The organism is Streptomyces sp. CoH27 (assembly GCF_020181035.1).
GTDB classification, from domain to species: domain Bacteria; phylum Actinomycetota; class Actinomycetes; order Streptomycetales; family Streptomycetaceae; genus Streptomyces; species Streptomyces camelliae.
In genome coordinates this window covers 269,109-287,392 of sequence record NZ_JAIQYY010000012.1, presented here as the reverse complement: position 1 = coordinate 287,392, position 18,284 = coordinate 269,109, and the positions used below count along the sequence as shown (strand labels likewise).

Annotated in this window: 19 protein-coding genes; 17 read left to right on the top strand and 2 right to left on the bottom strand. The window is 70.0% G+C overall.

Features of this window, described 5'->3' with window-relative positions; translation table 11 throughout:
• Window positions 1-4: 4 nt before the first annotated feature.
• Complete coding sequence (locus LE548_RS22335) at window positions 5-1,486, top strand: GntP family permease (RefSeq protein WP_225098695.1); 1,482 nt, start codon at window positions 5-7, stop codon at window positions 1,484-1,486.
• A 73-nt stretch (window positions 1,487-1,559) separates the two neighbouring features.
• Window positions 1,560-2,129 (top strand): hypothetical protein, encoded by a 570-nt coding sequence (locus tag LE548_RS22330; RefSeq protein ID WP_225098694.1) that lies wholly within the window; start codon window positions 1,560-1,562, stop codon window positions 2,127-2,129.
• A gap of 166 nt (window positions 2,130-2,295) precedes the next feature.
• Here LE548_RS22330 and LE548_RS22325 read toward each other — a convergent pair whose 3' ends face one another.
• Window positions 2,296-3,261, bottom strand: coding sequence for an Lrp/AsnC family transcriptional regulator (locus LE548_RS22325; protein WP_225098693.1), 966 nt, complete (start codon window positions 3,259-3,261; stop codon window positions 2,296-2,298).
• Between the two features lie 115 nt (window positions 3,262-3,376).
• Here LE548_RS22325 and LE548_RS22320 point away from each other — a divergent pair, with 115 nt between their 5' ends.
• Window positions 3,377-4,813, top strand: coding sequence for an FAD-dependent monooxygenase (locus tag LE548_RS22320; protein ID WP_225098692.1), 1,437 nt, complete (start codon window positions 3,377-3,379; stop codon window positions 4,811-4,813).
• A gap of 170 nt (window positions 4,814-4,983) precedes the next feature.
• On the opposite strand, the gene LE548_RS22315 is transcribed toward LE548_RS22320, so the two are convergent.
• Window positions 4,984-6,711: a chitinase gene (locus LE548_RS22315; protein WP_225098691.1), complete on the bottom strand. Its 1,728-nt coding sequence runs from the start codon at window positions 6,709-6,711 to the stop codon at window positions 4,984-4,986.
• 320 nt (window positions 6,712-7,031) lie between these two features.
• Here LE548_RS22315 and LE548_RS22310 point away from each other — a divergent pair, with 320 nt between their 5' ends.
• The 14 genes from LE548_RS22310 (at window position 7,032) to LE548_RS22245 (ending at window position 18,272) form a co-directional block, all read left to right on the top strand.
• Window positions 7,032-7,859 carry a hypothetical protein gene (locus LE548_RS22310; protein WP_263636442.1) on the top strand — a complete coding sequence of 276 codons (828 nt, stop codon included), beginning with the start codon at window positions 7,032-7,034 and terminating at the stop codon, window positions 7,857-7,859.
• 58 nt (window positions 7,860-7,917) lie between these two features.
• Window positions 7,918-8,634 carry a Flp pilus assembly protein CpaB gene (cpaB, locus tag LE548_RS22305; protein WP_225098690.1) on the top strand — a complete coding sequence of 239 codons (717 nt, stop codon included), beginning with the start codon at window positions 7,918-7,920 and terminating at the stop codon, window positions 8,632-8,634.
• A 12-nt stretch (window positions 8,635-8,646) separates the two neighbouring features.
• The gene (locus LE548_RS22300; RefSeq protein WP_225098689.1) at window positions 8,647-9,885 is read left to right on the top strand and encodes a P-loop NTPase; all 1,239 of its coding nucleotides are present in this window, start codon (window positions 8,647-8,649) and stop codon (window positions 9,883-9,885) included.
• Window positions 9,886-9,892: 7 nt separating this feature from the next.
• Complete coding sequence (locus LE548_RS22295) at window positions 9,893-10,273, top strand: TadE/TadG family type IV pilus assembly protein (protein WP_225098688.1); 381 nt, start codon at window positions 9,893-9,895, stop codon at window positions 10,271-10,273.
• A 1-nt stretch (window position 10,274) separates the two neighbouring features.
• The gene (locus LE548_RS22290) at window positions 10,275-10,619 is read left to right on the top strand and encodes a TadE/TadG family type IV pilus assembly protein (protein ID WP_225098687.1); all 345 of its coding nucleotides are present in this window, start codon (window positions 10,275-10,277) and stop codon (window positions 10,617-10,619) included.
• 18 nt (window positions 10,620-10,637) lie between these two features.
• Window positions 10,638-11,975 carry a CpaF family protein gene (locus tag LE548_RS22285; RefSeq protein WP_225098686.1) on the top strand — a complete coding sequence of 446 codons (1,338 nt, stop codon included), beginning with the start codon at window positions 10,638-10,640 and terminating at the stop codon, window positions 11,973-11,975.
• A 15-nt stretch (window positions 11,976-11,990) separates the two neighbouring features.
• Entirely contained in the window at window positions 11,991-12,938 is a 948-nt protein-coding gene (locus tag LE548_RS22280) for a type II secretion system F family protein (protein WP_225098685.1), read from the top strand.
• 31 nt (window positions 12,939-12,969) lie between these two features.
• Window positions 12,970-13,857: a DUF5936 domain-containing protein gene (locus LE548_RS22275; protein WP_225098759.1), complete on the top strand. Its 888-nt coding sequence runs from the start codon at window positions 12,970-12,972 to the stop codon at window positions 13,855-13,857.
• Between the two features lie 208 nt (window positions 13,858-14,065).
• Window positions 14,066-15,364 (top strand): sensor histidine kinase, encoded by a 1,299-nt coding sequence (locus LE548_RS22270; protein ID WP_374116153.1) that lies wholly within the window; start codon window positions 14,066-14,068, stop codon window positions 15,362-15,364.
• Window positions 15,365-15,380: 16 nt separating this feature from the next.
• Window positions 15,381-16,124, top strand: coding sequence for a response regulator transcription factor (locus LE548_RS22265; RefSeq protein ID WP_225098683.1), 744 nt, complete (start codon window positions 15,381-15,383; stop codon window positions 16,122-16,124).
• A gap of 110 nt (window positions 16,125-16,234) precedes the next feature.
• Complete coding sequence (locus tag LE548_RS22260; protein WP_071373058.1) at window positions 16,235-16,432, top strand: Flp family type IVb pilin; 198 nt, start codon at window positions 16,235-16,237, stop codon at window positions 16,430-16,432.
• The gene (locus tag LE548_RS22255; RefSeq protein ID WP_374116157.1) at window positions 16,432-17,028 is read left to right on the top strand and encodes a pilus assembly protein TadG-related protein; all 597 of its coding nucleotides are present in this window, start codon (window positions 16,432-16,434) and stop codon (window positions 17,026-17,028) included. The genes LE548_RS22260 and LE548_RS22255 overlap by 1 nt, the downstream gene beginning before the upstream one ends.
• A 34-nt stretch (window positions 17,029-17,062) precedes the next feature.
• Window positions 17,063-17,647 (top strand): hypothetical protein, encoded by a 585-nt coding sequence (locus LE548_RS22250; protein ID WP_225098682.1) that lies wholly within the window; start codon window positions 17,063-17,065, stop codon window positions 17,645-17,647.
• Window positions 17,648-17,654: 7 nt separating this feature from the next.
• Window positions 17,655-18,272: an OmpA family protein gene (locus LE548_RS22245; RefSeq protein WP_225098681.1), complete on the top strand. Its 618-nt coding sequence runs from the start codon at window positions 17,655-17,657 to the stop codon at window positions 18,270-18,272.
• Window positions 18,273-18,284: the final 12 nt, after the last annotated feature.

Sequence of the window (18,284 nt, the reverse complement as noted above, 5' to 3'; positions counted from 1 at the left end):
CCGCATGTCCTACTCCCTCGCCGCGACCGCCCCCACCCCACCGCCACCACCCCACACCGGAGGCCTGTTCCTCCTCCTGGACGGCACCCCCGGCCTCCTCACCGTCGCCGGACTCGGTATCGCCCTGCTCCTCCTCCTGATCATCAAGGTCAGGCTCCAGCCCTTCGTGGCCCTCCTCGCCGTCTCGACAGCGGTGGGCCTGCTGGCGGGTCTGTCGGTCACCGAACTCTTCGGCACGGTCCAGCGCTCCGACGCGGTCTCCACCATCGAGTCCGGCATGGGCGGCATCCTCGGCCACGTCGCGATCATCATCGGCCTGGGCACGATGCTCGGCGCGATCCTGGAGGTGAGCGGCGGAGCGGAGGTACTGGCGGCGCGCCTGCTGTCGCTCTTCGGCGAGCAGCGAGCGCCGTTGGCGATGGGCCTGACGGGCCTGATTTTCGGCATCCCGGTCTTCTTCGACGTGGGCATCTTCGTCCTGGCCCCGCTGGTGTACGCGGCGGCGAAGCGAGGCGGCAAGTCGATCCTGCTGTACTGCCTGCCGCTGCTGGCCGGCCTGTCGATGACCCACGCGTTCCTCCCGCCGCACCCCGGCCCGGTCGCGGCGGCCGGCCTGCTGCACGTCCAGCTGGGCTGGGTCATCCTCATGGGCGTCGTCTGCGGCATCCCCGCCGTACTGGCCGCGTGGGCCTTCGCCGCCTGGATCGGCCGGCGGATCTTCGTCGCCGTACCGCAGGACATGGTCGAGGCGGCGGAGGAGGCGAAGCGGGCGGTGGTCGCGGAGCAGCGCGCGCAGGGGGTGGCGCCGCAGGAGAACCCGGTCCCGCTCGCCACGGTGCTGCTGATCATCGGCACGCCGCTGATCCTCATCCTGGCCGCGACCTTCTCCTCGATAGCCCTGGACCCGTCCCCCACCCGCTCGGTCCTGGAGTTCTTCGGCAGCCCCTTCGTGGCCCTGACGCTGGCCCTGCTCCTGGCGTACTGGCTGCTGGGCATCCGCAGGGGCTGGTCCCGCACGTCGCTGGAGACGGTGTCGACTTCTTCCCTGAAGCCGGTGGGCAACATCCTGCTGGTGGTGGGCGCGGGCGGGATCTTCGGCGCGGTGCTGAAGGCGAGCGGGGTGGCCCAGGCCCTGTCGGACACCTTCCACGGCGTGGGCCTGCCGGTGATCGTCCTGTCGTACCTGATCTCCCTGGTGCTGCGGGTGGCGCAGGGCTCGGCGACGGTGGCGATCGTGACGACGGCGGGCATCGTGGCCCCGCTGCTGACGGAGGGCGACCACTCCCAGCCCTTCACGGCCCTGGTCATCATGGCGATCTCGGCGGGCTCGATCTTCGCGTCACATGTGAACGACGGCGGCTTCTGGATGGTGGCGAAGTACTTCGGCATCAGCGAACGGGACACGCTGCGGACCTGGACGGTCCTGGAGTCGGTGCTGTCGGTGGCGGGATTCGGGGTGGCGGCGGTGGTCAGTTTGTTCGTGTGAACGTGACGTGAGTGGAACCGGGGTTGAGCGGTCCGACTGGTTCCGGCACAGGGAAGTCGTCCATACTGCCGCCGTGGAGCAGCGCACAGGAGCGAGCAGCAAGCCGTCGAAGGCCGAGCCGTTGAAGACCGAGCCCGTGACGGGCGCCGGTTTCGACCCGGCCTTCATCCCGGGGATCACGGCTCCGGCCAAGGCGGACACGGACACGGACACGTCCACGGCCGCGGGGCCGGAGGCCGTGGAGCCGGAACCGGAGGTGCAGGATGCCAAGGTGACGGCTCCGCCGGAGGAAGCCGGGGAGGCCGGGGAGGCCGGGGAGGCCGACGAGACCACGGACGACTCCGGCCCGGTCTTCGAGGCCTCCGACCGCCGCGCGAAGATCGTGGCCGACCGCAAGGGGCTCCGCCTCAGCCTGGACGCGGAGTCCTGCGAGTTCCGTTGGGACGAGGTCGCGGCGGTGGAGACGGAGACCCCCCGCTTCGGCAAGCGCTACACGATCACGGTCCACACCCCGGACCGGCGCTGGTACCCGATCGAGATCGAGGCCGCGTCGAAGTCCCGCTTCTCGGAGTGGGACGAGCAGCTGGACGCGGTGCTGGACGCGTACTTCGAGGACGAGTCCGAGGCCGAAGAGTCCGCTTAGTACTCCAGCTGTACATCTTGGTACTCCAGCTGTACATCGTGATCTTGCTGGTCGGACGAGCCGAAGCACGATAGGTGTCACCAAGGCAGCGTGTTGTCAGGTAGCGCGGTCCTGGTGACAAGCAGTGCGCGTTGCGCGGTCGAAACAGCAGCGGGCTGGTCGGTTGCTACATCTGGTTCGCTGCCTTCTTGACGGTCCTGATCACTGGTGCCGATTCGAGATGTGTGATGGCTGGGAGTGCGGCGACCCGGGTGGTCAGGTACCGGTACAGCTCCCGTTGGTCCGTGCACACCACGCTCGCGTACAGGTTGGTCGGTCCGGTCGTGGCGGCGGCGAACGCGACCTCTGGATGCTCGGCCAGCGCCTGACCGGCCTCTTCCAGGTGTGTGGGGGCGACCGAGAGCCAGAGCAGGGTTCGGGCGTTCACGCCGAACATGCGCCAGTCGACGTCGATGTCGAGATAGAGCAGGCCGTGTTCGCGCAGCTCCGTCATCCGGCGCCGGACCGTCGTCGGCGACCAGCCGGTCGCCGCGGCCAACTGCTCGAACCCGGCCCGGCCGTCGGTGGCGAGCAGGGCGAGGAGTTTGCGGTCACCGTCGTCGAGCCGCACTGGTCCCCGCCGATGCGGCATCGGAGGCGGGCGCAGTCGCTCGATCGCCTCCGCGTCCAGCGACCCGAGTTTTCCGACCAGATTGTCGGGGCCGCCGTAGAAGGAGTGGAGCACGGAGTGCGCGGTCACGCCCTCCACGCGCGGGGTGCGGGGGAGTTTGGCCAGCAGCAGTGCCTCGCTGTCCGCCTCGCTCTCGGTACGGACCACGCAGGTGATCTCGGTGCCGCCGGAGCTGAGGCTCACCCAGGACGTGTCGGGGCGTCTGGCCAGCGCCTCGGCGACGGGGAGCGACGCGGCGGGCGCACATCGCACCCGCAGGAACCACAGGACGGCGCCCAGCGCGGTGGGGTCGACCCCGCCCAGCACCCGTACCGCCCCGGCCGACCGCAACCGGGCGTACCGGCGGGCGATGGTGCGGTCCGACACGCCGAGAACCTCGGCGATGGTGCTGAACGGGGCACGTCCGTCGATCTGTAGGGCGTGCACGAGCCGACGATCCAGCTCGTCGTAGTCGGATTCCACCGAGCCGACGCTAGACGATGTCGGATACCAACGCAATCGAGCCGGTTTCTGGCTCGGGCGGCTCGGCAGGCGGAGCGTTGCTTCTGTCCTGATCGAAACAGCCCCAGGAGAGTCCATGGACACCGATGTGCTCATCGTCGGCGCCGGCCCGACCGGAATGACGCTGGCCAACGAACTGCTGCTGGCAGGGGTGTCGACCGTGCTGGTCGACAAGCTGTCGCAGCGCAGCGACCTGTCCAAGGCAGGCGGCGTGCAGTCCCGCACACTGGAGGCGCTCGACCAACGAGGGCTGCTGGAGCCCTTGCTGGCCACCGGAGAGCACCCCGTCACCACTGGCCACTTCGCCGGTATCCCACTCCCGCTCTCCTCCGACCGGCACCGTCAGCCATGGCGGTCCGTGCCGCAGGTAGTGATCGAGGGATTCTTCGAGCAGCACCTCGCCGCGCACGGCCTCCACGCCCGCAGGGACCACGAACTGGTCGGCCTCGCCCAGGACGACAGCGGGGTCACCGCGACCTTCGCCAACGGCACCACCCTCCGCTCCCGTTATCTCGTCGCCGCCGACGGAGCTCACAGCACCGTACGGTCGCTCCTGCGGGCCGGGTTCCCCGGTCAGCCCGGTACGGTGACGATCATCGCTGCCGACGTGCGGCTGAGCGGCGTCGATCCGTCCACGTCGCACACCTGGAACGAGGACGGACACTGGGCGGCATTGTTCCCGCTCGGCACCGATCCGCAGGGCAGGCAGCTGCTCCGACTGGTCCTCGGCGGGCCGGGCCGGTCTCTGCCGAGGGAGATCCCGGTCACCGAGGACGAAATCCGCCACGGCCTGAGCACCGTGTTCGGAACGCGGGTGCACCTGCTCGAACTGCGCTACGCCCGCCGTATCACCAACGCGTCACGGCAGGTCGAGCAGTACCGGCACGGGCGGGTGTTCCTGGCGGGCGATGCCGCCCATGTCCACCTTCCACTCGGCGCGCAGGGCATGAACACCGGGATGCAGGACGCGCTCAACCTCGGCTGGAAGCTCGGCGCCGCCGTGCACGGCTGGGCACCGAAGAACCTGCTCGACACCTATCACGCGGAACGGCATCCGGTCGGGGCCGCCGTATTGCGCAACGTCCGGGCACAGAGCCTGCTGATGGACTGGGCCGGCACCCGCGATCCGGACGTGCTGGCCGCCCGGGAGATCTTCACGGCCATGGCCCAACTGCCGGACGTCCAGCACCATCTCGCCGACCTGATGTCCGGGATGGCTGCCCGTTACCTGATGCCGGGCACCGAAGCCCATCCGCTCGTCGGCCGGCCCGCACCGGACCTGGACCTCGGCACGGCCCGGGTGCACGAACTACTGAGGTCCGGGCACGGCATTCTGCTGGACCCGGCGGACACGTTCGCCAGGGTCGCCGGCCCTTGGTCGGACCGGGTGGACCGGGTGGGCCAGGGCGCCGACACCGAGGCGATGCTCATCCGGCCGGACGGTTACGTGTGCTGGGCCGGTGCGGATGACGTGGAACCGGCGCTCCACTGCTGGTTCGGCGAGCCCCGCTGAGCCGACGTCCAGGAAGCCGGCCTTCGGGAGGTCTCATCACCGGTTGTGCCAGGCCAAGGGGACGGATGAGACTCAAGGGAGCTGATCCCAGGAGAGGCTTCAGCCGTACGTAACGGTGCGACGCCCGGACCTCCGCAGGCCCGGGCGTCGCACATCAAGAACCCGACCGGCTAGGGCAACGCATGCACATGCGCCCCCACCGAGCTGGACCAGGCGTTCCCCGAGGCCGCGTCCCAGTTCGTCGACCACGTCATCGCGCCCCGGAGGTCGGGATACGTCTTCGACGGCTTGAAGGTGCCGCAGTTCGTGCCGGCCGTCAGGCAGTCCAGGGCGTTGTTCACCACCGTCGGGGAGACGTAGCCGCTGCCGGCCGCGCTGGTCGAGGCGGGGAGGCCCAGGCCCACCTGGGAGGGGGAGAGGCCGCCCTGGAGCTGGATGCAGGCGAGGGCGGTCAGGAAGTCGACCGAGCCCTGGCTGTAGACCTTGCCGTCGCAGCCCAGCATGGAACCGCTGTTGTAGTACTGCATGTTGACGACTGTGAGGATGTCCTTCACGTTCAGGGCCGTCTGGAAGTACGAGTTCGACGTCGACTGCATGTCGATCGTCTGCGGGGCCATCGTGAGGATGAGCGACGAGCCGGCCTTGGCGGAAAGGGCTCGGAGCGCCTGTGTCATGTACGTCGCGTTGAGGCCGTTCTCCAGGTCGATGTCCACGCCGTCGAAGCCGTACGTCTGCATCAGGGAGTACACCGAGTTCGCGAAGTTCGTCGCCGAGGCGGAGTCGCTGATCGACACCGTGCCGTTCTGGCCGCCGATCGAGACGACGACCTTCTTGCCGGCCGCCTGCTTCGCCTTGATGTCCGCCTTGAACTGGTCGACCGTGTAGCCGCCGAGGCCCGCCGAGTCCAGGTTGAAGGTCACCGCGCCCGGCGTCGAGGTCGCGTCCGCGAAAGCCACCGCGATGATGTCGTACGACGACGGGACGTCCGACAGTTTCTGGACCGTCGCGCCGTTGTTGAAGTTCTGCCAGTAGCCCGTCACCGCGTGCTTCGGCACCCCGGCACCACCGCTGCCACCGCCCGTTCCGGAGGGCGTCGTCGCGGTCACCGCCGCCGACTTCGCCGACTCGCCGGCCGCGTTCGTCGCCGTCACCTGGAAGCTGTACGACGTGGCGGCGGTCAGCCCCGTCAGCGTCGCCGACGTTCCCGTCACCGCCGTGGCCTTCGTGCCGTTCTGGTAGACGTTGTAGCCCGTCGCGCCCGAGACCGGGGACCAGGACAGGGACGCCGAGGAGGAGGTCGTGCCCGAGACCGTCAGACTCGTCGGGGCGGAAGGGACCGTCGGGCCGGGGTCGCCGCCTCCGCCGCCGTCGGGGCCGTAGACCGAGACGTCGTCGGCGTAGTACGCCGCCTGGCCGTACCACCCGTGCGTGTACACCGTGACCGACGTCGTTGACGCGCCGGTGGTGAAGGTCGTCGACAGTTGCTTCCAGGCCGTGGTGTCGGGGGTCCAGGTCGAGACGTCCGTCGTGCCCGTGCCGGTCACGCCCAGGTAGGAGTAGCCGCCCTGGACCCACGCGCTCAGGATGTACGTCGAGTTGGGCTGGACCGCGACCGTCTGGGTGCACTGGGCGTCGTCCTGGCCGGCCGGGGTCGCCTTCAGCGCCGATGTGCCGCTGTGCACCGGGGAGGAGACGGTCACGCCGCTGTTCGCCGTACACGTCCAGTTGCTCAGGCCCGACTCGAAGCCCGCGTTCTTGACGTTGTTCACGTCGGCCGCCGACGCGGGGCTCGCGGCGGCGAGGCCGGTGACCGAGAGGGCCAGGGCCGTGGCGGCCGACCAGAGAGTGAAGCGTCGTCTGCCGGATCTGGGTATGCCTGTGCCTGGGGCGCGGTCCACGGGGGCCTCCGAGTGGGGAGTTCGAGTGTGCGTACAAGTTGGTCCAGACCAATTGGGGTGTCAAGAGGTCCAGACCAAACTCGTCTCTGCGCCGGTGCTCAACCTGTCCGGTTTTGGCGGGACTTGCGCCGTACTGGTGCTCAGAGAGTTCCACGCGAGCTTCACAAACGCTGTTCTCCGGTCATACGGCCGTGGATACAGTGCTCAGGTAGTCACGCAGTGAAGTCGTCCCGGCGTACGGGAGTTACCCCGGACGGCCGGCGGGTGTGAAGAGCGGGGAGCTGCGCGTGCCAACTGCCATCGCCGTGACCAGTGCCGACATGGCGCTGCCGGCCCAGGACGAACGGACCATGCCCGCCGTCGTGCTGAGCGGCCTCGACCAGCGACCGCTGGACCACGCGCTCACCGAACTGCACACCCTGATCGAGCAGTACGGGTATCTCGTCGTCGTCTGCTCCAGCGCCACCCCGGAAAGTGTCGTACGACGGCTGTACACCCTTCGCTCGCTGCTCGAAAGCGATCGCGTCGCCCTCTTCCGGCCCGACCTCCCGCCCCTCGGCGTCGCCGTCCTCGCCCGGCAGCTGCGCCAGCTCGCCTCCTGCGATCTGAGCCCGGGAGTGCTCGCCTCCGCCGGGCGGCTGCTCACCCACTATCTGCACGCCGGGGCCGTCCTCGGCTCCGTCGCCAAGCTGGACCGGGTGCCGGTCGGGCTCAAGGTGCACGCCAGGTCGTGGATGCCCGGCAGTCAGTTCGCCGTGCTCGCCCATCCGGAGCCGCAGCTCGTCAAGATCGTGCCCGGTGCGACGCTCAAGGGGCCCGAGTTCAACACATGGATGCTCGTCGCGAAGGGGCAGTTGCAGAGCGACTGGGTCGGGGGGCTCGGCGGGCAGTGGAGCGTGCACGGGCTGCGCGAGGTCCCGCTGCCCGCCGAGTCCCCGGTGTGGTGGGGCACCGGCCGCATGGTCGAGTTCTGCGGATACCTCGCCGATCTGTCCGTTCTGTATCAACTGGTCACCTCCGTACGGCAGACCGGCTGTCACTGGTGCGGCCTGGACGTCATCGGCGACCGCTGCGTCTTCTGCTCCGCCACCCCGCCCGTCCACGAACCCGCCGCCCCCCGCGCCCTGGAACAGGGCACGCCCGCCTGACCAGATCCGTAAGTCACCGTCCCGCCCGACCGATTCCCCCAATGAGGTTGTACGGCTCATGAACTCCCGTCAGCGCCGCGGCGTGATACTGCTGATCCTGTCGGTCCTGTGCGCTCTCGGCGCGTTCGCCGGCGTGCTCTCCGTCGTCCACAACGCCAATTCCAAGGTCGGGCCCGAAGTCAGCGCCTACCGGGTCCGGTCCGACGTGAAGCCGTACACCGCCCTGGACACCAGCCAGTTCGAGAAGATCGAGATGCCGAAGCGGTGGCTCTCCGACAACGCCGTCACCGATCTGCGGCAGATCCAAGGCAAGATCGCCGTCACCACCCTGCGCGCCGGGTCCCTGCTCCAGACCGACATGATCGTCGACCAGCCCGCCCTCCAGCCCGGACAGCAGGAGGTCGCCATCATGATCGACGCGGCCACCGGGGTCGCCGGCAAGATCACTCCGGGGGCGCGGGTGAATGTGTATGCCACCTTCTCCGGGAAGAACAACGGCGATCCCGACCAGTCGAAGATCATCGTGACCAACGCCCGCGTCCTCGACGTCGGCCGCATCACCGCCCTCGACCCCGACACCGGCAAGGGCCAGAACCAGAGCCAGCAGCCCAGCGAGGCCGTCCCCATCACCTTCGCGCTGTCCACCCTCGACGCCCAGCGCATCACCTACGCCGAGTCCTTCGCCCAGCGCGTCCGGCTCGCACTGGTCGCCCCCGGCAGCGAGACCAGCGTCCCGGACAAGGACCGCACCTACGAACTCGCGACGGACAAGTGAGAGGCGGCCCGCATGCCCACCAGGATCCTTCCGGCCGGCGCGGACCCGGACGCCGTCCGCTCCCTCGTCACCCTCCTCAGCCAGCTCCCCGACGCCGAGCCGCAGCCGCCGGTCGGTGACTCCACCCAGCTCGTCGACACCCTCGCCCGCCTTGCCGCCGAGTCCGTCGACGAGCTGCCCGAGGTGGTCGTCGTCCATGAGCGGATCGGGCCCGTCCCCGCCCTGGAGCTGATCCGCGAGGTCGCCCTCCGCTTCCCCGCCGTCGGCGTCATCCTCGTCACCACCGACGCGAGCCCCGGCCTCTTCTCCGCCGCCATGGACTCCGGCGCCCGCGGCCTGGTCGCGCTCCCGCTGTCGTACGAGGAACTCGCCAGCCGCGTCCAGGCCGTCGCCCAGTGGTCGACCGGCGTACGGCGCCATCTCGGTCACGCGGCCTCGGACGTCCTCGGCGGGGTCGGCGGTACGGTCGTCACGGTCAGCGGCGCCAAGGGCGGAACGGGCGCGACGCTGGCCGCGATCCAGCTGGCCCTCGCCGCGCAGGCCTCCGGCCGGCCCACCGCGCTGGTCGACCTCGACCTCCAGACCGGTGACATCGCCTCCTACCTGGACATCCAGTTCCGCCGGTCCGTGGCCGACCTCGCCGCCATCACCGACATCTCGCCCCGCGTCCTCGCCGACGCCGTCTTCCGCCACGACACCGGTATCGCCCTGCTCCTCGCCCCCGCCGAGGGCGAACGCGGCGAGGAGGTCAGCGACCGCGCCGCCCGCCAGATCGTCAGCGCCCTGCGCTCCCGCTACGAGGTCGTCGTGGTGGACTGCGGCGCCCAGCTGAGCGGCGCGGGCGCGGCGGCCGTCGAGATGGCGGACACCGCGCTGCTGGTCACCACCCCCGACGTCATCGCCGTACGCGCCGCCAAACGGACCGTACGGATGTGGGACCGGCTCCAGATCCGCAAGGCCGAGGAGACGACGGTCGTCGTCAACCGGCACAGCCGCACCGCGGAGATCCAGCCCGCGCTCGTACAGCGCATCACGGGTACGGCCCTCGCCCGCACCGCCGTACCCGCCCATTTCAAGGAACTCCAGGCCGTCGTGGACGCGGGGCGGGTCCATGAGCTGGACAGCAGGAGCACGGTGAAGCAGGCCCTGTGGGCGCTCGCCGGGGAGCTCGGGCTGGTGAGGACGGCGACCGAGGGGGCCCATCGCGGGGGCGGGCGGGGCACCGTGGGATTCCGGCGGCGGAAGGAGTGAGCGGGCGATGAGACGAGGAGGGGAAGGGGACCGGGGGCAGGTCAGCATCGAGTTCCTCGGGATGACTCCGCTGATCGTCCTGACCCTGGTGCTGATGTGGCAGGCCGTACTCGTGGGGTACACCTTCACGCTCGCCGGGAATGCTGCCGACGAGGCGGTACGGGCGGGTACGGCGGTGGCGCCGGGCGCACGGCAGGCGGCCTGCTCGGCGGCAGGGCTCAACCACCTGTCGGCAGCGTGGAGGGGGAGCGCGGAAGTGTCCTGTGGCGGGAGCGGCTATGTGACGGCCGACGTCAAGCTGCACGTCCCTGTTCTCTTCCCGGGCCTGATCGACTTCCCGGCCACCGTGACCGGCCACGCCGGCGCCGTCGAGGAGGTGAAGCGCTGAGATGCCGTACCGCCGGACACATCGAGACAAGGGCCAAGTCGCCATCGAGTACCTGGGGTTCATCCCCGTCCTGCTGATCGTCGGGCTGGCCGGCATCCAGATCGGCGCCGTCGCCTACGCCGCCGAGCAGGCCGGTACGGCGGCTCGGGCGGGGGCGCGGGCCGCGTCCTTGCGGCAGGACGCCCAGCAGGCGTGTGCCGGAGCCGTCAGCAGCGGGATCACGGTGAGCTGCTCGGCCGGGGACGGCGGCGACTCCGTGACCGTCACGGCCACGGTCCACATCCCCAAGATCGTCTGGGACTTCGGCGACGCCACCAAGACCGCCACCATGCCCCTCGACCACTGAGCCAGGAGAAGCGAACCCATGAGTCTGCGGGCACGCATCAGCACTCCGGAGGAGCACGGCAGCCGGGGCGAGGACGGGCATCTGGTCGCCTCCTACCGGGCCAAGCTGCTGGAGGAGATCGACCTCGCGGAGATGAGTTCGCTCGCGGCGGCCGAGCGCCGGGCGCGGCTTGAACGGGTGCTCGGGCACATCATCAGCCGTGAGGGCCCGGTGCTGTCGACGGTCGAGCGCTCGCAGCTGATCCGCCGGGTGGTGGACGAGGCGCTGGGCCTCGGCATCCTGGAGCCGCTCCTCGAAGACGCGTCGATCACCGAGATCATGGTGAACGGCCCGGACGCGATCTTCGTGGAGCGCGGCGGCCGCGTCGAGCAGCTGCCCTTGAGATTCGTCTCCGCCGATCAACTCATGCAGACCATCGAGCGGATCGTGTCGACGGTCAACCGCCGGGTGGACGAGTCGAACCCGATGGTCGACGCCCGGCTGCCCTCCGGCGAGCGCGTCAACGTCATCATCCCGCCGCTGTCGCTGTCCGGCCCGATCCTCACCATCCGCCGCTTCCCGCGCTCCTTCACCCTCCAGGAGCTGATCTCCTTCGGCTCGCTGGACGAGCACATGGTGTATCTGCTGGCGGGCCTGGTGCAGGCGAAGTTCAACATCATCGTCTCGGGGGCGACCGGCACCGGGAAGACGACCCTGCTGAACGCCCTCTCCGGGCTCATCCCCTCCCACGAACGCATCATCACCATCGAGGACTCCGCCGAACTCCAGCTCCAGCAGACCCACGTGGTCCGCCTGGAGTCCCGGCCGCCGAACGTCGAGGGCAAGGGGCAGGTCACCATCCGCGACCTGGTCCGCAACTCGCTGCGCATGCGCCCCGACCGGATCGTGGTCGGCGAGGTCCGCGGCGGCGAGTCCCTCGACATGCTCCAGGCGATGTCGACGGGCCACGACGGATCGCTCGCGACCGTGCACGCCAACAGCGCCGAGGACGCCCTGACCCGGCTCCAGACCCTCGCCTCCATGTCCGACGTGGAGGTCCCCTTCGTCGCGCTGCACGACCAGATCAACAGCGCCGTCGACGTCCTCGTCCAGCTCACCCGGTTCGCCGACGGCGCCCGCCGCATCACCGAGATCGCCCTGCTCGACAGCCACGGCGGGGAGCCGTACCGGCTGGCGACCGTCGCCCGGTTCGACGCCCGGCCGATGACCCCCGACGGCCGCGTCCACGGCACCTTCGCGTACTTCCCGCTCCCGCGCCGCACCGCCGACCGCCTCTACATGGCGGGCCAGCCCATCCCGCAGGCCTTCGGCGTCGCCCGTACGGCGGACCAGCTCGCCACCCGAGAAGCCAGGTAGGTAGGACCAAGGACCATGGAACTCCACACCCTCGTCCAGCTCACCACCGGTGTGACGCTGCTGGCCTGCGTCCTGGCGGTGGCCGGACTGCACGCCTACGCCTCGGGCCGGGCCCAGCGCGCCGCTCTCGTGGACCGCCTCACCCACACCGGCCCGGTGCCGGCGTACGGCAGCCGCAGGCGCCGCTTCCGCGACCTGGACCGGCGACTGCGCCGTACCCGCTTCGGGCATTGGCTCGAACTGCGCCTCGCCGCAACCGGGTTGGACGTCACCCCGGGCGAGTTCTTCGTCTGCATGCTCGCGTTGGTCGCCGCGCTCTGGCTGATTGGCCAGGCCACCCTCGCCCCCTTCTTCGGCCCCCTCGCCGGTCTGCTCGGCATCGGGGCGGCGGTCCAGTTCCTCAACTGGCAGCGCCAGAAACGCATCGAGCGCTTCATCAACCAACTCCCCGAACTGGCCCGCATCCTGGCCAACGCCACCCAGGCCGGCCTCGCCCTGCGCACCGCGATAGGCATGGCGGCGGAGGAGCTTGAGGCTCCGGCGGGCGAGGAACTGGGCAAGGTGGCCGACCAGTTGGCGATCGGACACTCCCTGGACGACGCGCTGGGCGAGCTGGCCGGCCGGCTGCCGTCCCGCGAGCTGGTCGTCCTGGTCACGACCCTGGTCCTGTCGAACCGGGCCGGCGGCCAAGTGGTGTCCGCCCTGCGCAACCTGACCGAGACCCTGGAGGAGCGCAAGGAGACCCGACGCGAGATCCGCACCCAGCTCTCCCAGGTGACGATGACGTCGTACGCCGTCCCGGTCCTCGGGGTCGGCGCGCTGTTCCTGATGAACGGGGTCAGGAACGGCGCGCTGGATCGCATGACCGGCTCACCGATCGGCCAGGCCTGCGTGATCATCGCGTTCGCGATGTACGCCGTCGGCTTCGTCCTCATCCGGCGCCTGAGCCGGATCGACGTGTGAGGGGGCGGGCGATCCGATGACGGCTCCGATGGTGGGAATCCTGCTCGCGCTGCTGATGGGCCTCGGTGTCTGGGGCGCCTTCGCCGGCATCCGTATGTACCGCGCGGACGCCAAGCTCCCCGGCGACCTCGCCGTCGCCCTGGAGGTCGGCGCCACCCGCACCGGCGCGGTCGGCTCGGTCATCGACCGCATGGGCATGCGCTACGCCCCCGCCGTACTGCGCCTGATGGGCCCGCGGCTGGTCGCCAAGTACCGCCGCAAGATCGACCTGGCGGGCAACCCGGGCGGCCTGACCATCGACCGCTACGCGGCCCGCCGGGCGGTCTACGGCGCGCTGGGCGCCGTCGGCTGCGTCGTGTTCCTCCTCCGCGGCCAGTGGTTCGTCGCCGTACTGCTGCTGCTCTTCGGCGCGTTCTGGACGGAGGTAGGCATCTGGTCGGCGATCCGGGTCCGCAGGGACGTCATCGAGCGCACCCTGCCGGACTTCCTGGACGTGCTCGCGGTGGTGGTCAGCGCCGGACTCGGCTTCCGCCAGGCCCTGGACCGGGTCGCCTCCCACTACGAGGGCCCCTGGGCCGACGAACTGCGCATCACCCTACGCCAGATGGACCTCGGCATGAGCCGCCGCCAGGCCTTCACCGAGCTGCGCCGGCGCAACGACTCCGAGCAGGTGGCGATGTTCGTGACGGCACTGCAGCAGGGGGAGGAGCTGGGCGCACCCATCGTGGACACCCTGGTCTCCCTGGCGAAGGACATGCGCCGCACCGACGCCCAGAACGCCCGCCGCAAGGCCGCCCGCGCGGTGCCGAAGGCCACGCTGATGATCACCACGTTCATGGTCCCGGCGACGATGCTGCTGCTCGGCGCGGGCCTGATCCTGGGCTCCGGGGTGGACTTCGGCTCGCTCACGGGGAAGTGAGGCGGCGGTGACGGTGGCCGGGGTGACGGGTCGGGGCGGGCGGCCGGCGGGTGGGTGGCTGAAGGGCGTCGGGGTCTGGATCGGAGAGTGGCTGAGGGGCGTCGGGGTCTGGATCGGGGAGTGGCTGAGGGGCGTCGGGGTCTGGATCGGGGGATGGCTGAGGGGCGCCGGCGGTCGTTTCGTACGGCTGCGCCGCGCGAAGCCGCCGGTGGACACAGCGGCCGAAAGGTCCGAAGCCTCACCCACCGCACCCTCATCCTCCGAACCCTCGGTGAAGATCCAGGTCAGCGCGTTGCAGGCGCTGTGCCGGCAGGTCTTCGGCTTCCGGCTGGCCATGATCGCCCTGGCGGCTCCGGCGGCGCTGCTCCACGCGGCCCCGGGTCTGGGCGTGCGCCTGGTCGGCGTGGCCGTGGTCGTCACCTTCATGGTGTCCTACGTCCTCTTCCGCGACTGGGAACGCTTCGGTCCCCTCCTCCTGCGCCACCCCACGCTCCTCGCGGCGGACACCCTCATCGGCTCCCTCCTCCTCGTCTCGGCCGGCCCCGACACCACCCTGGCCTACGTCAGCGTCTGCACCCCGCTGCTGGCCGGGCTCGTCTACAGCTGGCGGGGCGCGGCCTGTTTCGCCTCCCTCCAGGGCCTGATCCTGCTGCTGGTCCACGCCACCCTGAAGGCCGACCGGCACGCCCCGGTCGCCGAGGCCCTCCTCCTTCCCGGCCTGTGTGTCATCGCCGGCGCCATGGGCTCGACCCTGCGGGGCCTGATGCTCCGCTTCGGCGCCGCGACCCAGGCCCTGACGACGGCCCAGGCGCGCCTCGCGGCGGCGGAGGCGGTGAGCGCGGAACGCGCCCGGCTGGCCCGCGAGATGCACGACTCCGTGGCCAAGACCCTGTACGGCGTGGCCCTGGCGGCGGACGGCCTGGCGGCCACGGCGTCGACGCAGGATCCCGACCCGGCCAGGATCAGGGACCAGGCCGACCTGGTGTCCCGCTCGGCACGCAGGGCGGCGACGGAGTCGAGGGAACTGCTGAGGGACCTGCGCCGGGAGGGCGTGCAGGAGATGACCCCTCTCGGGCCAGAACTCCATTCATACGTAAGGGACTTCACCTCCCGCACGTCATTGAAGGTCACGTGCTCGTTCCCACCGCTGGACATCCCCGCTCTCCCCGTCGCGTCGGCCCGCCACCTCCTGTCCATCACGGCGGAGGCGCTGGAGAACGCCCACCGGCACGCGTCCGCGACCCAGGTGGACGTGCACGTGGCGGTGGTCGGCGGCCTGCTGCGCCTGTCGGTCCACGACGACGGCCGCGGCCTTCCGCCGGACACCACGCTCGAACGCCTGCGGGCGTCCGGCCACTTCGGGCTGCTCGGCATGGTGGAGCGGGCGGCGCAGGCGGGAGCCAGGATCCGTATCGGCCGGGGCGACCGGGAGCGGGGCACGGAAGTACGCGTGGAACTACCGCTGTCGGCCCTGACCGCCCCCGCCCCCGCGACCCGGGAACCCTGAGAGGAGGCACCACACCATGCAGGACACTCACCCCGCGCCGCTGCGACTGCTGGTGGCCGACGACAACCCCGTGGTCCGGGCCGGTCTGACGGCCCTGCTGTCCGGGCGTGCGGACACGACGGTGGTGGCGGAGGCGACGGACGGCCAGGAGGCGTACGAGGCCGCCGTACGGCACCGCCCGGACGTCATCCTGCTCGACGTCCGCATGCCCGGAGTCGACGGAATCTCGGCATTGCCGCACCTGGTACGGCTGGCCCCCGTCATGATGCTCACCTACAGCCACGAGACGGAGACCGTGCGGGAGGCGTTGCGGCTGGGGGCGGGGGGATATCTGGTGCACGGGGAGTTCACGACGGAGCAGCTGGTACGGGCCGTACGGGACGTACGGGAGGGGCGGCCGCATGTGACGCCGGGGGCGGCACAGGCGTTGCTGGGACTGCTCCGTGCCGGTGCATCTGCACACATCGAACCTCAACTTCCGCCAATTTTAAGGGAAAGTACCTCTCAACAGCTTTCGCAACTGCAACCCTCCATGGGAGAGTCATCCCATTCTGGGTCCCGGCTCCGGTCCCGGTATCGGCTGAGTACGAGGGAGGCGGAGATCATGGACCTCATCGCGTCCGGCATGACCAACCAGCAGATCGCCGCCGCCTGCTTCATCTCCGAGAAGACGGTCAAGAACCACATCAACCGTATCTTCGCCAAACTCCAGAGCACCACCAGATCCCAGGCCGCCGCGAAGTGGCTGGGGGTGGCATGACATGGAGGCGTACAGGGATTGGGCCTGGAGTTGGGCCCTGGGGCCCTTCGGGGACGGTGACCTCCGGCCGTACGGTGCCCGGACCGGAGGCGAAGCTGGAGGGGACAACCGTGAGCAAATGGTTCAACACCACCGTCGCGTACCTGCAGACCCGCGCCGCACGCAGCGACCGGGGTCAGACCGCGGTGGAGTACCTCGGCATCATCGCGGTGGTCGTGGCGATCGTGTTGGCGATCACGGGGACGAGCATCGGGCAGACGATCTTCGATGCGATCACGAGGAAGATCTCCGAGGTCACCGGCGGCTGATCTCTCCGCGCAACGACGCAGGGCAGGCCTTCCCCATCTACCTCACGGTGGTGGCGGGTCTGCTCTTTCTCGCTCTCGCCTACCTCGCGGTCGGCCAGGCCTCGGTGAACCGGAGCGGAGCGCAGGCGGCGGCGGACGCGGCAGCGCTGGCGGCCGCCCAGAACACGCGTGACCAGCTTGCGGGCGCGTGGGTGAAAGTCCTGCTGGACCCGACGAAATGGCAGGACATCCTCGACGGCAAGGCGGGCATCGACGACCCGAATGCCCCGTGCGGGCGGGCCGGGCAACTGGCCACGCAGAACGATGCCCGACTGAGCGCCTGTTTCTCCCCGGAGTTGTTGAAGTACCAGGCCGATGTGGAGACGAACAAGTCCGTCGGCCGGTCTGTCGTACCAGGGACGGAGAACGTCAGGTCGAAGGCGCACGCCATCGCCGAGATCGAACCCCTTTGCACATTCAAGCTCCCCGACGCGGGTGCAAAAGGCGCCGATCTGCCCCAACTCACCTGCAAGGACAAGGTCTGGCAGCCCAAGCCGGACGACCCAGCGGGGCTCCCGAAGCCCGAAGACCTCTTCGACGTCCACCTGGCTGACTGACGAGCGAACCATGAATGACGAAGGAAGCGGAGCGATGAGCATGCGGTTCACTGCGAGGGCCCGCAGGGGGATGGTCGCGTTGGCTCTCGCGGCCGGTCTGGCCGTCGGTGCGGCGGGTTGCGGGGGAAGCGGTGGCGGCGACGCCAAGAAGCCGGACAACTCGCCGTCCACCTCCAGGACGAGCGGCTCCGGCCCCAGCGCCCAGGAGGGTCAGTCGGACCGGCCGCTGGCCGAGGTGAGGGGATCGGACGGTCTGGACCTCCAGATCACCTCCGCCCAGCGGGACTCGGGCGGGTTCGTCACAGTCAACGGCATGCTGAAGAACGACGGGGCCCAGATCGTGGTGATCCCCTCCGCCCTGAGCGGGAACGAGACCGAGATCATCAAGAACGGCAAGTCCCTGGGCGGCGCCACACTGGTCGATTCGCAGGGCAAGAAGCGGTACTACGTGCTACGGGACACCGAGGGCCGCCCGCTGACCACCACCGGCTTCTCGACACTCCAGACCGGCGCCACCCTGGCGGTGTTCATGCAGTTCCCCGCACCTCCCGCGAACACGTCCGAGGTGGAGTTCCAGCTGCCGACGTTCACCTCGGCCACCATCAAGATCTCCGGGTGAGGCACCAGTGACCATCACCCGTCTCGCCCTGACCCTCACCGCCACCACGCTCCTCCTCACCGCCACCCCCACCGCCCGGGCCGACGGCACCGACCCCAGCCAGCCCCCCGACACCGCCCCCTCCGCCGCCGCCCCCGTGAAGATCGACCCCACCTCCCCGAACCTCAAGCTCCCCGAGGGCGCCACCCTCGCCGCGCCCAAGGTGCTGGACATCAAGTCGGTCGTGGAGGACCAGAGCGGGGACGAACGCCGGTCGGACACCAACGCGGACGTCACCTTCGCCCTCCAGGCCGAGGTCCTGTTCAGCAAGGACAGCGCCAAGCTCAGCGACGAGGCGAAGGCGCGGATCGCGACCATCGCCGAGGAGATCAAGAAGCAGAACGCCACCCAGATCCGGGTCTTCGGCTTCACCGACAACCTCGGCTCCACGGCCCACGGCGCCGTCCTGTCCAAGCAACGCGCCAACGCGGTCCAGGCCGTCCTCGACCAGGACCTGAACGACCCGAACGTCACCTTCGAGGTCCGCGGCTACGGCGAACAGTTCCCCATCGCCGACAACTCCACGGAGGAGGGGCGACGGAAGAACCGGCGGGTGGAGGTGTCGTTCCCGCGCACCCAGGGATGACCGGTAACAGGG

Coding starts and splice junctions, on each gene's coding strand:
- cpaB (WP_225098690.1), top strand. CDS start 7,918: ATGAACTCCCGTCAGCGCCGCGGCGTGATACTGCTGATCCTGTCGGTC.
- LE548_RS22280 (WP_225098685.1), top strand. CDS start 11,991: ATGGAACTCCACACCCTCGTCCAGCTCACCACCGGTGTGACGCTGCTG.
- LE548_RS22320 (WP_225098692.1), top strand. CDS start 3,377: ATGGACACCGATGTGCTCATCGTCGGCGCCGGCCCGACCGGAATGACG.
- LE548_RS22285 (WP_225098686.1), top strand. CDS start 10,638: ATGAGTCTGCGGGCACGCATCAGCACTCCGGAGGAGCACGGCAGCCGG.
- LE548_RS22295 (WP_225098688.1), top strand. CDS start 9,893: ATGAGACGAGGAGGGGAAGGGGACCGGGGGCAGGTCAGCATCGAGTTC.
- LE548_RS22310 (WP_263636442.1), top strand. CDS start 7,032: ATGGCGCTGCCGGCCCAGGACGAACGGACCATGCCCGCCGTCGTGCTG.
- LE548_RS22300 (WP_225098689.1), top strand. CDS start 8,647: ATGCCCACCAGGATCCTTCCGGCCGGCGCGGACCCGGACGCCGTCCGC.
- LE548_RS22265 (WP_225098683.1), top strand. CDS start 15,381: ATGCAGGACACTCACCCCGCGCCGCTGCGACTGCTGGTGGCCGACGAC.
- LE548_RS22335 (WP_225098695.1), top strand. CDS start 5: ATGTCCTACTCCCTCGCCGCGACCGCCCCCACCCCACCGCCACCACCC.
- LE548_RS22290 (WP_225098687.1), top strand. CDS start 10,275: ATGCCGTACCGCCGGACACATCGAGACAAGGGCCAAGTCGCCATCGAG.
- LE548_RS22250 (WP_225098682.1), top strand. CDS start 17,063: ATGAGCATGCGGTTCACTGCGAGGGCCCGCAGGGGGATGGTCGCGTTG.